Origin of the sequence: Megasphaera jansseni (assembly GCF_047974155.1) — a bacterium.
GTDB lineage: Bacteria > Bacillota > Negativicutes > Veillonellales > Megasphaeraceae > Megasphaera.
Genome location: NZ_JBHYRR010000003.1, coordinates 1 through 13979 on the forward strand (window position 1 = coordinate 1; position 13979 = coordinate 13979).

Annotated in this window: 15 protein-coding genes and 1 riboswitch; of the genes, 1 reads left to right on the plus strand and 14 read right to left on the minus strand. The window is 44.3% G+C overall.

Features of this window, described 5'->3' with window-relative positions; translation table 11 throughout:
- The first annotated feature begins 21 nt into the window (after positions 1-21).
- Entirely contained in the window at positions 22-174 is a 153-nt protein-coding gene (locus tag ACE418_RS01570; protein WP_416449034.1) for a transposase domain-containing protein, read from the plus strand.
- Positions 175-311: 137 nt separating this feature from the next.
- Here the strand turns inward: ACE418_RS01570 and ACE418_RS01575 are convergent, their stop codons facing one another.
- The 14 genes from ACE418_RS01575 to pknB form a co-directional block, all read right to left on the minus strand.
- Positions 312-1313, minus strand: a complete 1002-nt coding sequence (locus ACE418_RS01575; RefSeq protein ID WP_416448854.1) for a glycosyltransferase family 8 protein — start codon at positions 1311-1313, stop codon at positions 312-314.
- Positions 1314-2378 (minus strand): glycosyltransferase family 9 protein, encoded by a 1065-nt coding sequence (locus tag ACE418_RS01580; protein ID WP_416448855.1) that lies wholly within the window; start codon positions 2376-2378, stop codon positions 1314-1316. It lies immediately after the preceding gene.
- Positions 2379-2392: 14 nt separating this feature from the next.
- Positions 2393-3175 (minus strand): glycosyltransferase family 25 protein, encoded by a 783-nt coding sequence (locus ACE418_RS01585; protein WP_416448856.1) that lies wholly within the window; start codon positions 3173-3175, stop codon positions 2393-2395.
- A 16-nt stretch (positions 3176-3191) separates the two neighbouring features.
- Positions 3192-4124, minus strand: coding sequence for a glycosyltransferase family 8 protein (locus ACE418_RS01590; protein ID WP_416448858.1), 933 nt, complete (start codon positions 4122-4124; stop codon positions 3192-3194).
- A 2-nt stretch (positions 4125-4126) separates the two neighbouring features.
- Positions 4127-4888 carry a glycosyltransferase family 2 protein gene (locus ACE418_RS01595; protein ID WP_416448859.1) on the minus strand — a complete coding sequence of 254 codons (762 nt, stop codon included), beginning with the start codon at positions 4886-4888 and terminating at the stop codon, positions 4127-4129.
- Positions 4889-4895: 7 nt separating this feature from the next.
- Positions 4896-6113 (minus strand): O-antigen ligase family protein, encoded by a 1218-nt coding sequence (locus tag ACE418_RS01600; protein ID WP_416448861.1) that lies wholly within the window; start codon positions 6111-6113, stop codon positions 4896-4898.
- A gap of 83 nt (positions 6114-6196) precedes the next feature.
- Complete coding sequence (locus ACE418_RS01605; RefSeq protein ID WP_416448862.1) at positions 6197-6496, minus strand: hypothetical protein; 300 nt, start codon at positions 6494-6496, stop codon at positions 6197-6199.
- A gap of 316 nt (positions 6497-6812) precedes the next feature.
- Complete coding sequence (locus ACE418_RS01610) at positions 6813-7814, minus strand: AAA family ATPase (RefSeq protein ID WP_416448864.1); 1002 nt, start codon at positions 7812-7814, stop codon at positions 6813-6815.
- Between the two features lie 101 nt (positions 7815-7915).
- Positions 7916-8380: a 6,7-dimethyl-8-ribityllumazine synthase gene (gene ribH / locus ACE418_RS01615; RefSeq protein WP_014016697.1), complete on the minus strand. Its 465-nt coding sequence runs from the start codon at positions 8378-8380 to the stop codon at positions 7916-7918.
- A gap of 30 nt (positions 8381-8410) precedes the next feature.
- Positions 8411-9055, minus strand: coding sequence for a riboflavin synthase (locus ACE418_RS01620; protein ID WP_416448866.1), 645 nt, complete (start codon positions 9053-9055; stop codon positions 8411-8413).
- The gene (ribD, locus tag ACE418_RS01625; protein ID WP_416448868.1) at positions 9036-10172 is read right to left on the minus strand and encodes a bifunctional diaminohydroxyphosphoribosylaminopyrimidine deaminase/5-amino-6-(5-phosphoribosylamino)uracil reductase RibD; all 1137 of its coding nucleotides are present in this window, start codon (positions 10170-10172) and stop codon (positions 9036-9038) included. Before ribD ends, ACE418_RS01620 begins: the two co-directional genes overlap by 20 nt.
- A gap of 94 nt (positions 10173-10266) precedes the next feature.
- Positions 10267-10398: riboswitch (FMN riboswitch) on the minus strand.
- Between the two features lie 58 nt (positions 10399-10456).
- Positions 10457-11101: a ribulose-phosphate 3-epimerase gene (gene rpe / locus ACE418_RS01630; protein WP_416448870.1), complete on the minus strand. Its 645-nt coding sequence runs from the start codon at positions 11099-11101 to the stop codon at positions 10457-10459.
- 2 nt (positions 11102-11103) lie between these two features.
- Complete coding sequence (rsgA, locus tag ACE418_RS01635) at positions 11104-11967, minus strand: ribosome small subunit-dependent GTPase A (RefSeq protein WP_416448872.1); 864 nt, start codon at positions 11965-11967, stop codon at positions 11104-11106.
- 10 nt (positions 11968-11977) lie between these two features.
- Entirely contained in the window at positions 11978-13954 is a 1977-nt protein-coding gene (gene pknB, locus ACE418_RS01640; RefSeq protein WP_416448874.1) for a Stk1 family PASTA domain-containing Ser/Thr kinase, read from the minus strand.
- Between the last annotated feature and the right edge of the window lie 25 nt (positions 13955-13979).

Sequence of the window (13979 nt, forward strand, 5' to 3'; positions counted from 1 at the left end):
AGTGCCATCGTCTACAGCCTGATTGAAACAGCCAAAGCCAACGACTTGGATCCCGAACAGTATCTGAAATACCTTTTTGAAAAGCTGCCGAATACAGCAAACTTCAAAGATGCCGAAACCTTGGATCAATACCTGCCTTGGATAACAAAGGCCCAGGAAAAGTGCAAAGAATAAATAGAATCAAAGCCTCAGACTTATGAAGAAAGGATAGCATAAGTCTGGGGCTTTTTCTATACACTAATTTATTTTCCGCTTACCCTCTATAGATTGTAATGAGAATCTATAGAGGCTATATTATAAGTACTAAGCATTTAAATATGTAATTTATAACGAATCCGTAACCACGAATACCAAAAAATACCTTTAAAATATCCTGCCATATTTCCATGTGCTTTCTGATATCGTCCCCACTGCTGAAAATCATGATAATTTTCAGGCTTCTTTATCGGCAAAATATTAGTAATAGTAGGCCACGGTGATAATGCATTATACTTCCGCCACTGTGCATCAAAATCCGTCAATACCATTTGCCAAGGTTTCCGGCGCCCCGTCCAATGAATAAAAACGCTATCACCTTGGTCATATGCACCGCCATCGTAAACATTATAGCAAGCAGGTAAGTGATAATTAGCTCCATCAAAAACAAGATTTAAAACATCTTGACTTTGCCCTAAAAAACGTTCACACGGTTCATTTTGGTATGAAAATGCTTTTTCTGTAATAGAAGCATTTTCCCATGAATTTACATCAACAACCATAACCCCATCGTTAAAATATTTTCCACTCTTTAATTTTAAAAAATCCGCTCGATAAGTAATCGCTGAATCTCGTTCCGATACAGCGCCCATAGGTATACCATTCATATCTAAATGGCATAACGGCTGAATAGAATTGACACACATTGTATCGGCATCAAGATAAATATATTTCTTTACCTTTCCTTTCAACACCTTAGGCATATATAATCGTGCATATGTAATCCTTGAAAAACGAGAAACCTTAATATGAAAGTCTTCAAATGGCTTCATGTTCAAAATATACACAACACATCTGCAATTCCATTTTTGAGCCAAAGTTCTAATTTTTTCTCGGTTTTCCCTATCACAACTATCCGTAAAAACATAAAATGTAAAGTTCATTTCTTTATTATTTTCCAAAACAGAAATAATAGAAACTCCCATAATGTGAATAAATTGATTATTGACATTATAACAAATATGGCAACTTGGCTGAGATTCTTTCAAATAATTATAATCATATTGGGTAGTAATAAAATTGTCTTTGCTAAAAAAGTCATCGCTAAACGATTTCACTCATATCATCTCCATTATACGAGATATTTCTTTTTGAACCATAGATACAGTTACCGCTTCTACACAATCATTTTTCTTACATTTGCGTGGCCCAATGCAAATATGTTTTCCCGAACAAGGAAGGTGAGCACTGACAGCTCCCGTATATTTTCCAGCCGGCGTATATATAGCCGGTGTATTATGCGTAAAAATAGTAATAACAGGACAGCCTGCAGCTCCTGCAATATGTGAAGTCCCAGTATCCAATGTTAATACTAAATCAACTTGGCGAAACAGGGCAATTAATTCTGAAAAAGATGTTTTTCCAACCGCATTAATACATGAATCTTTATGGCTCATATGTGCAAGGATTTCTCGAACTTTATCAGCATGTTTGGGAACGCCTGTCATAATAACGATGCTATTATATTTCTCTATCAACCAATCTGCAATGATAGAAAATTTATCTGCTGGCCAATCTTTTGCTCTATCCGTTGTTTCTACACAAAAAGCAACTTTTCTCTTATTAGTACTAACAGGTTTTAATAATTGAGCCGCAGCTTTTATATCAGAATCAGTAGAAGGACAAAAAACGGGAGGAATAAATTCTATTTCTGAATCATTCGTATATAACCGCATCAAATGCTGAAAGCTTTCTGACATTCGATGTTCTTGATAATTCCATCCATCTGAAAATGATAAATCATTGGTATAAAACCATTTTTCCCAACCTAATTTCCAACCTAAAGCTTGTTCCATGCTAATCCGAACCGGAATATGGGCAAACCATTTCATTAAAGTAACTCGTTCGCGAGGATCAAGAGAAATCCCTATATCAAAGTTATATTTACGGAGCATCTTTCCCATACGATATACATCCATATATCCACCTTTACTTTGATACGTATAGGGAATGACTTGATCAATCCCATCAAAGAACGAAGCTACATAAGCTAAATTCGCGGTTGCCAAATATATAATTTCAGAATCAGGATATGCTTTTTTTAAAACAGGGATAACTGAGGAAGACATAATCATGTCCCCTAAATGCATAATACCGTCAATAAATATTTTAATATGTGACATATAATAGCCTCTCCTCAACAATCTTCATCATAAAAAAGCGAATCAATATGGCGTTCAAGTCGTTTATATTCAACAAATAATCTTTTTTCCCAAGAATATCGTCGAAGTAAGCGTTGAAAAGAATAGTCTTTAATTTTTTTAATGTCTCTAGACGAACGTGTATGACGATTATCCACTGCATCAATAAGAGAGGCATTAGCCAACTCTTGATTTAAAAAAACAACGTTCTGATCCAGGCAAAAAATATCCAAATATAATAGCTTATAATATAATGCCCATGCATCAATCTCAAAAGCCAAAGGGATCTGTGCTTTCAAAATCTTTTCAGCAGCAACACGATTAATGACATAGCCATGGGCTGCTGAACCAGCCATGGAACGAAGAATATGAACGGAAGATTGTCCGATAGGTTGAACTTTTCTTGTATGTGCTTTGGCTTTGTATAAAAGTAAAACAGCTCCTTTCTTTTGATTACCTATAAAATCCGCCACTGCAGGCGCTAATTGAGGAAAATCATCCCGTATTTCAACATCATCTTCAAAGACAAAAATATACTTTTCATTTGTCTGTAAAAATTTCTTGTATATAGATAAGTGGGATAATGCACAGCCAATTTCACCTAAAGTAAGGAGCCCTCCATCATCTACATAATGACCTATTTGATCTTTAGTCAATTGATTTCCCATAATTGCTGGAAAAAATCTAGGCTCCAATCCAAGTCTACGAAATACCGAAGAGATATTATGTTGCCGTTCTTTTGCATTTATAGCATTGATTATAAAATGATTCAATTCCATTGACTTTCGCGCTCTCTTACCCTAAAATTTTTCTCCAAAAGCCTGCCCACTTCATGCGTAAATTTTGCCTTTTAATTGATTTTCCCTTCATATCTGCACTAGGCTGCGGCATTGGATGGTCTCTAAAAGTTGTCCATTTTAGATAACTATAATATAAATGATTGAAAGGCCCCTCCAAAGGGAATTCCCAAGGTTTATATCTTCCAGCCCAGTGAAAAACAGCCGGATTTTTCATAGCCTCTAAAGCCTTTACCCTTAATGAAGTATGACATAATACTTTTAAGGGCATCGTAAATACAGGTGGAATAACATTCCATCTAAGCGGGATGTTTTTCCAATTGTTCATAAAAACCTTATTCAGGCCATCTTGATCGTGATGACGGAAAGCATGTCGAGTTACCGTACCAATAACTAAGCTTCCATATCTTTTTTGTCGCCACTGTTGTAAATCCATGATAAGAACGCCTGAATTAAAATAAGGGTCTCCCTCCGGCAATCCTAACGTCTCAAACTTTTGCCGCCGCATCCTTTTGGATTTCATAATGCCAAAATCACAAACTGCACCTAGTGGTTTCCCCTCTAGAGAAAGATTCCATAATTTCTCCACATCATCTAATACGACTAAATCTGTGTCAAAATAGATAACCTTAGTGACAGTTCCCGGAAGCACTTGATCAATAGTAAGTCGCAAATAAGCAGCTTTACTAATATGTCCACTAGTAAATCCGTGGATTCCCTTACTATCTACGGAAATAAATCGAATTTCGCCCTTTAAATTGCGTACAGTCTGCATAATTCGATTTTTATTTTCCGTCAAAATAGCATCCTCTAAAATATAAAAACAGATTTTTTCTGGATGCGAGGCATTTTTTAAAATAGATGCACACGCTACTGCCAAATGCTGCGCATATTTATTATCGGCGGCTAAAACAAGCGTAATTTTTTCCATCTTCAATCCTTTTCATTTTTCTTCTGCAATTCATATAATTTCACATATTTAAGCATAGTATAAAAGCCATGTTGTCCACATGAAATAATCCCCATCCAACCATCTAAAAAAGCTCTTTTGATGAGTAAAGCTCTCAATGCACCTAAACTTGCATGTAAAAAGGCTGTTCCTAAAGATACTCTTTTTCCTCGCTGATATCTTTCTTCCGCCCAAATTGTTGTATAATAATCTGCTTTCATTAACCATTGATGCCAGCTTTTATAAGTATAATGCTGCATTTTACCTTTCAGTATTTCTTTAGGTAAATTACATTCTGGATGCTCATGGACTTTACCAACCCAACGTACCTTATCCCTTGGAAATAATCTGCATACACAATCTGGAGAAAAAATTCCATGGTGAAATTCATATCCGTTAAAAAGCATATACCTTTCCATGCCATATTGACGTGCTTTATTATTACTCTGAACAATACTTATTATATGTTTACATAAAGTTTCATCAAGACGTTCATCGGCGTCAAGGTACATAATCCATTCTGAATCAGTTTGTGTAAGAGCAAAATTTCGTTGAGCTGCAAAATCATCATTCAGTTCATGAAAAACAGTCCTTGCGCCCTCTTTTAATGCTAAATTTATCGTAGAATCTGTACTCCCCGAATCAATAACCAACACATCGTCCGTGCATTTTTTCGCATTTTTAATCGCAGTTTCAATATATGCTTCCTCATTTTTAGTTAATATTACAATTGTCAATGTACTCATAAAATCCTCATTTCTTTACTAGTGGAAGATAAAGAGACGCCATGGTAATTCCCCACATGCCATAAAACATTCTCGTAATGTCCTTATTGTATAATGTGTTATCCACCATACCATGAGAAAATATAGCAACACAGACCCATAGCATAGCATAAACATAATAATTATCTGGTCTTTCATCTATCTTCTTTATTAAAAACACCATACTCCCTAAACTAAAAATTAAGTAGCCTATTCCCCCTACTGTTCCAGACATAGAAAAAAATGATACTGTATTATTATGTGGGAAAGGCAAAGTCGGTTCTTTAGCTTGAGGTAATATATAGTGTTGTTGATATTCCTTTTGCCAATTTCCCATCCCAATACCAAATAATTTATGATCATCCCACATATGGAATGTCGATTGTAATAATAAAAGCCTTTCCTGATCATAAGGCCGATGGGCGACATGCAATGTAATAAATATACTACCTACAGCAAAAACAATTAATATGGTAAAAAAAAGAAACAACTTCTTTATCAACCGAAAAGAATATTTATTTTGGAATATCCATAATAATAAAACAGTTAAGAAGCCCACTCCGCAGGCCGCGATTCCACCTCTGGATTGAGTTGCCAACAATGCAACAAATAACCCAAACGCTGCAATAAGTAAAATCATAAAAGTAATAAAATAAGCAGGATGCTTTTTTCTAAATTTACTAAAATGATAAAGGGATAAACTAAAGAATGGAAGTATTATTTCTAAAGCCATGGCAAATCGATTTGCAGCACTGAATGAAACAGATACTCGCTCAGTAAATACCAAATTTCCAAGCGAAATGACTTGTATCAAATAATACAATCCAGCTATCAAAATTCCAATTTGAATAAAAGCAACATACTTCGAATCAAGAGTTAAAAGGAAGAATAAAATCCAAAGAGGTAAAGAAAATAAAATATAATTAAATGTATACTTTATAGAGCTTTCCAATCCTAGCCCTATAGCCGCAAAAATTAATGAAATTACAAAAATTAAATAAAGTGCAACAAAGCCATCTCTTCTAAATATGTATTTTCTATGCATTCTATATTTTTTTAAATAGGCTGCAAACAAAAATATACTTAAAATACCAAGTGTAATATTATATGTTGCAGTGGAGATATTACCGAATAAAGAAAAACTATACAAAATCAATATACATCCTAATCCATATTGCTTCAAAGCTAATGGAAATTGTGACTCCATTAAAATTCAATCCCTTCTTATTGTCAGTATTCGAATACATTCGTTCCAATAAAATATAGAAAAACTGCATATTACCTTAGATACTACAATCTTTTCGTCATCAAAGATATCATTTTTTCTTTTTTAGCACTACCATGATTTATGTGCTTTGAAAGTGGCTCTATACAGCTATGGATTAATTTCTCATCAGCATTTCGAATTACTTCTTGATATCTATCTTTTTCTCTATCAATCAGTCGATAATATTTATTAAATTCACCAGTTTTTATACAAAGGTCATCTCCAATTCTTACTTCAAGTTTAACATGCCTATTATGACTACAATTTTTATTTTTTAGCTTAACTTCCACAAATTCGTGTAGTCCTACATTTTCTTCATCCATTAAATTCACTGCCTCTTTGACCATCCTATTTACGGATTATGGCTATTTTCTACATTTTTATCTATCTGATACGCGTGATAACTACGTTACATTGTACCATATCCCCCGGTCAAAGTACAGCCAACCCGCATCCTTCCTAGTATGGGCACTACTAAATACAACGTAGCAGGCCATCTTGCCATTTATTCATCACATTTTTAACTTTCTTGCAGGAAACTCACTATATTGTTGATTCCAATCTCGTATAGTCCACACATGCACTTCATCAATGAGTTTCTCACCGCTATTAATTTATTTCTGCAACACAAAGGGCAGCTTATCTGCTTTTTCCCATATAGATTTCATCCATAAGCTTTTCAAACGCAGTTACAATCGTATTATGTTGGAGGTCACTAAATTTTTTCTGTTGTTCATCGTATACTAATCCATCCTCTTTCTTGTACAGCGAGTGAAAAAGCACTTTATCCGTATCCTTGGCACGGATTTCGATATATTTAGCCAAAATATAGCTATGTGTACTGATGAGGATTTGTACATGCTGCCTGGAAAGGGCTAAAAGGCAATCGGCAATGACCGGCAAAAATTCAGGGTTTAAATTGGCTTCCGGTTCATCCCATAAAAGTACGGTATTTTCTGTAATAGTTTCATTCATTAATAGTTGCCAAAGAATTCCAATTTTTTTAAATCCTTCCGCTTCCAATTCAAAATTGATTTTCTGCCCATTTTTTTTGACAATGTAAAATTCGTCATTGTCAATCGCAATGGTCCCGTTAATCAATGGTTCTAACAGCGGCAAAATATTCTTTGCCAATGCAGACGGTTTCTTAAGCCCCCAACGCCCGGCACATTCGATACTATCCAACAAGGTCTTATCAAAGGGAAAGTCATTATACTTATGCGCCATTGCTAACAGCCCTCGCGAGTGGGTCAGCATATCTTTTACTGGTAAATAAACGGCATTGATTTTTTGGGTGAAAAGGCTATTCTCATAGGATATGGTCTGTACACCGGCATCATCAGATTCCAAAAGATGATGGGGTATGATTTTAGTCTCCTGATCCGTACTAGCAAGAGAAAAATGGCATACTTTCTGCTTTTTATCCCTTGCCAATGATTTTGTCTTAGCGTTTAGCTGGAAACAAGCCTGGAAATTTTCACGATGGTCTGCAGTCAATTCGCAACACCCATATACCGCTTTTAACAGCTGCGTCTTCCCCGTTCCATTAGCTCCAATGAATACATTTATATTCGGCGACAAAGAAATTTTTCCATCCGAAAAAACTGAAAAGTTTTCCATATGAATTTCATATAAAGCCATGACTTATCACCCCTGTCATCTGATTGAACATCGGTTTATAGCAAGGGCTGCCTTTCCCAGCATCCGCCTGGAGAGACAGCCCTTTGTGATTTCGCTTGCTTTTATAATTCTTTGATGAGGTTGACCATTTCGATGGCGCTGGTAGCGACGTCGAAGCCTTTGTTGCCGGCTTTTGTGCCAGCCCGTTCGATGGCCTGTTCGATGTTTTCGGTCGTGATGACGCCGAACATGATGGGGATGCCCGTTTTGAGGGATGCCTGGGCAATGCCTTTGGCCGATTCGCCGCAGACGAGGTCATAGTGGCTGGTAGCCCCACGGATGACGGCACCGAGGCAGATGACGGCGTCGTATTTGCCCGATTCAGCCATTTTCTGGGCGATCAGGGGGATTTCAAAGGCGCCCGGGACCCAGGCTGTCGTAATGTCTGCGTCGTCGACGCCATGACGATGGAGAGCGTCGTAAGCGCCGCCGAGGAGCTTGCTGCAGATGAATTCGTTGAAACGTGCGACGACGATACCGAATTTCGCACCAGAACCGATTAATTTACCTTCTTTGACTTGTACCATTGTAAAACACTCCTATTCTGAAATATTATCTTAAAATCCATTTTCCAGCAGTTTTTCCATCGTCAGGCCCGAAGACGCCGGCGACGGATGACCGACTGTGAAGCTATGGACATATTTCCCGATGACATCGGTTTCCAAGTTGACGATAGCGCCCGGATGTTTATCCATGAGGGTCGTATTGGCCATGGTATGGGGAATGATGGAAACGGAAAATTGGCTGCTGCCGACGGATACGACGGTCAGGCTGATGCCATCGATGGTGATAGAACCCTTTTCGACGATGAACGGTTCCATTTCCTTGGGGATGGAAATGGTGATGACCCGGGCAATGCCGTCGGTAGCGATGCGGGCGACGTGGCCGATGCCGTCGATGTGGCCGCTGACGATGTGACCGCCCAGGCGGCCGCCGACCTGCATGGCCCGTTCGAGATTGACCTTGGAACCGCTCTTGATGGTGCTGAACGACGAGCGGCGCATGGTTTCATGCATGACGTCAGCTGAAAAGGTCGAGTCCGTCATATCCGTGACGGTCAGGCAAACACCATTGACAGCGATGCTGTCGCCGAGCTGCGTGCCTTCTAATACTTTATGTGCCTGAATGGTCAGGCGGATGGAATCGGGGCGGCGGTCCATATGGGCAATCGTCCCCAGTTCCTCAATGATGCCAGTGAACATAGGCGCCCTCCCTGTTGGCATTATATGCCGTAATCAATACATTATTATCATGGAGTTCTGCCGAATCGTAGACCAGCGGCAGGCATTCATCGAGCTCATCGACGCCATAGCCGCCGACAGACGGCAGGGCACCGGTCCCGCCGATGACCTTGTCCCCCATGAAGGCATAAATCTTATCGACCAGGCGGGCATCGAAGAAGCTGCCCTGGATGGTACTGCCGCCTTCGACGAGGATGCTGGTCAGCCCTTCGTCATGCAGGAGCTGTAAGGCGTCGGGCAGGTAGATGGTCTTGCCATCCTGAAGCGGGGCCAGGATGATGCGCACGCCAGCTTCTTTCAGGGCTTTCATCTTTTCTACCGGGCACAGCGACGTCGTGACGACAATCGTCTGCGTCGTCTTATCGGTGACGACGAGGGAGTTCAGCGGCGTCCGCCCTTGGGTATCGAGGACGATGCGCACGGGCTGGTGCGGCGCGTCCTGACCGGGCCGTTCAATGCGGCTGGTCAGGAGCGGATTGTCGGTCAGGACCGTGTTGATGCCGACTAAGATGCCGTCATAGATGGAGCGCAGGTAGTGGCCATAGCTGCGGGCCCATTCGTTGGTGATCCACTGGGATTTCCCCGTCCGCGAAGCCGTGCGGCCATCGAGGCTCTGGGCCAGTTTGATGGCGATGAACGGCTTCTGGACCATCATGTTCTTGATGAAGACTTCGTTGAGCTGTGCCGCTTCCTTCGACAGGAGTCCGACTTCGACGGCGATGCCGGCTTTGCGCAAGATAGCCGCACCCTTGCCAGCTACTAAGGGGTTGGGGTCGAGCATGGCCATGACGACTTTGCCGACGCCTTTTTCGACAAGGGTCCGAGCACAAGGCGGCGTTCTCCCGTAATGAGCACAAGGTTCGAGGGTCACATAGACCGTAGCTCCCTTCGCCCGTTCGCCAGCTTCACGCAATGCCCATACTTCGGCATGAGGCGTGCCGGCCTTATGATGGTATCCCGTACCGACGATTTCGCCATCCTTGACGATGACGCAGCCGACGGCAGGATTAGGTGTCGTATAGCCCAGGGCGGTCTTTGCCAGCTCCAGGGCTTTTTTCATATACTCTGCCGGTTCCAATGTATTCCTTCCCTTCTATTCGGATTTCGCAAGATAAAAAAAGGCTATGGACGTAAGATTCCCATAGCCTTTTGAGCGCAACAAAAACACAATCTGTCGTCTTTTCCCATCCAGACTGTACTGTCGGTACCGAAATTGCATCGGTTCAACCCTTGCGGGTTAGCGGACTGTCACCGCCGGTCAGGAATTGAAAGCGCCGCTTTCTCACCTTGCCTCAAAGACTATCCTTATTCATTTGAACTACATGTATGATTTTAGCACATGAAAAGAAGAAATACAAGTCCTTATCGCAAGGACGCGATGGCAGCGGCCCGGTCCTCTGCGCCGAAGACGGCACTGCCTGCGACGAGGAAGGTGGCACCGGCGTCTTTGACAGCCTGGACCGTCTTGGCGTTGACGCCGCCGTCGACTTCGATGACGGCTGTCGTATTGCCAGCCTGTTCCAGGAGGGCTTTGGCCTGGCGGATCTTATCGACGGCATAAGGGATGAACTTCTGGCCGCCGAAGCCAGGGTTGACGCTCATGATGAGGATCATATCCAGCTGCCCGGCAATGCAGGACAAGGTCGATACCGGGGTCGCCGGGTTGAGGGCAACGCCGCCTTTCATGCCGGCTTCGTGGATCTGCTGCAGGACCCGGTCGAGATGGGTGCAGGCTTCCTGGTGGACAGTCACGTACTGGACGCCGGCAGCAGCCAGGCCGTCGATATAGGTTTCCGGATGTTCTACCATGAGGTGGGCATCAAAGGGCAGCTGGGTACAGCTACGCAGGGCCTTGACGACGGGGACGCCAAAGGTGAGGTTGGGCACGAAATGGCCGTCCATCAAGTCGAGATGGATACAATCTGCCCCCTTCCGTTCGACGTCCTGAATGTCTTCAGCCAGGCGGGAGAAGTCCGCCGATAATATAGATGAGCAAATGGTTACCATGACTATCGTTTCCTTTCTGCAATGGAAGTGAGTATCTTACAGTACGTTTCATACCGTTCTTTCTGGATATGGCCGTCGGCGACGGCCTGTTTGACCGTACAGTCCGGTTCGGACAAATGGAGGCACGACGAGAACTTGCAGCCGCCGCTGTAGGGCAGCATGTCCGGGAAGAGGCGCAGGACCTCCTTCGGGTCGAGGTGCTCGAAATCGAGAGAGCTGAATCCCGGCGTGTCGACGACGTACGTATCGCTGTCGAGGCGCATGATTTCCGAATGGCGTGTCGTATGGCGGCCGCGCTTAATCTTTTCGCTGACGGCGCCGACGGACAAGTCTTTCCGGCCCAGAATCCGGGACAACAGGCTCGACTTGCCGACGCCTGACGGGCCGGCAAAGGCCGTCATGCGGTGCGGCAAAAGATTCTGCAGCGTATCGAGGCCTTCGCCGGTCTTGGCCGACACGAGATAGACGTCGTAGCCGCAGCGTTCATAAAAGGCCTTATAGGATTCGGCCGTCTCCCGGTCCAAATCGCACTTATTGAAGCACAGCGTCGGATGGATGCCGCCGTATTCACAGGTCATGAGCATCTTATCAACGAGGAACTGGTTCGGGTCCGGCGACTGGGCCGCCATGATGACCAGCAGCTGGTCGATATTGGCTACGGCCGGCCGGCGTATCTGGTTGCGCCGGGGCAGCAGGGCTTCGATGACGCCCTTGTCCTGGCCCAGTTCGGTGATTTCCAGCTCGTCGCCGACGAGGATCTTCGCTTTCAGCAATTTGCCGCGGCGCCGGCACTCGATGAGCCCTTCCCGGCCGACATCGACGTAATAATAGCCGTTATAGTTCTTGATGACGCGTCCTTTTGTCATGTTCCTCCCCTTAGATATACTGGTCCTGTACTAACGAATTGTTGATGTATACTTTGACTCTCGTCTTGCCCGTGCCGCTGACGCTCTTCGAGATGTTGTCGCCGCCGGCCTGATTGCGGTCATAGACGACGCGCGAACCATTGTCGTCGGATACGACAATTTGGACGTGCTGGCTGGAAGCGCCAGACGGTACGCTGATGTTGACTTTCCCGTAATGCGGCGTCCCGGCCGGTTCCTGGTTATTGGCACTGCCGTCAGAACTACTGGAGCTGCTCTGCTGCGAGCTCTGGCTGCTCTGGGACGACGGATATTCAACGGACAAGTTGACGACCTTGCCATCTTCCGAGGTCTGACCCGTGACGACAGCCTGGGAGCTGTCTTTCGACGAATCGAGGTTGGACACGCTGCCGACGGAATAGCCGGCGCTTTCCAAGGCTTTCACAGCCGCGTCGAGGGTCATGCCGCTCGTATTGGGCGCTTCATTCTTGGCCGCTTCCGCTTCTTTTTCGGCTTCGCTCTTGCGGCAGACGACGAGATTGACTTTCGTCCCCTTTTCGACTTTCTTCGGCGATTCCGGATCCTGGTCGATGATGGTCCCGTCAGCATACTGGGCGCTCTCTTTGTAGCGCACCTTGCCGACAGACAGGCCGATTTCCTTCAGCTTCTTTTCGGCCTCATCGAGGGTCAGGCTCCGCAGGTCCGGTATGAGGACTTCTTCGCCCTTATTGCCCTTGCTGACGGTCAGGTAGATGGTCCGGTTGGCCTTGACGACGGCCCCGCCAGACGGCGTCTGGGAAATAACTTCGCCGACTGGCACTTCGTCGCTCTCTACTTCCTTGACGGAGACGTCGAGTTTCTTATCTTTCAGTATCTTCTTGGCGATTTCAACCTGTTTGCCCGTCACATCGGGGACGGTAATGTCTTCGGTACTCCAAAAATTCCCAAAGGAAAAGAAGGCCCAGACAAAGGCGACGAGGAAGACGCCGAGCATACCGATGATGATGGTTTTCTGCGAATGATTGCTGATAGAATCCATGAACCGCGTAAAGGGGTTCTTCTTCTTTTCTTTCGGTTCTTCTTCGGGCAGGTCTTTTTCCTTGATGGGCTGTAATTTCTGCGTGCCGAAGTTATACGGGCCCTTGCTGATGATCGGCCGGGCACCGTTGGTATTGATGAAGCCCTGGGACAGGCGCAGTTCCGACATCATCTCGCCGATGGACTGGAAGCGGTCATCCGGGTTCTTGGCCATGGCCTTCAAGATGACCTGTTCGACCAGCCGCGGGATGCGGCGGTTGTACTTCGTCGGCAAGGGGATATCGTCCTGGACGTGCTTCAAGGCGATGCTGATAGCCGTATCGCCCTGGAAAGGGACGACGCCGGTCATCATTTCGTACATGACGACACCCAGAGAATAGATGTCCGTCCGTTCGTCGATATGGCCGCCGCTGGCCTGTTCCGGTGAAAAGTAATGGACCGAGCCGAGGACCGTACGGTCGCTGTTTTCGACGGAATTCACGGCCCGGGCGATGCCGAAGTCGGCGACTTTGATGCGCCCGGTCTCGGTGACCAGGATATTATGGGGCTTGATGTCGCAGTGGACGATGCCGTTGGCATGGGCATTTTCCAGGGCTTCGCCGATATCGAAGGCAATCTGTATCGACGTGTTGATCGGCAGGTGGCCGTGTTTTTCGATATATTCTTTTAACGTTTCGCCGCGCACGAATTCCATGACGATGTAATGGACATTTTCATCGTAGCCGACGTCGTATATATTGACAATATTGGGGTGTGACAATTTGGCAGCCGCCTGGGCTTCCTGGCGGAAGCGGACGACAAAATCGTGGTCGTTGCCGTATTTTGAATGAAGTATTTTTACGGCGACGATCCGGTCCAGGAGGATATCCTGTGCTTTGTACACGCTGGCCATGCCGCCTGTGCCTACTTTTTCCAATATCTTGTATCTGTTATCTAAGATATGACCAATCATTTTTAGCTATTCCACCACTTTCATA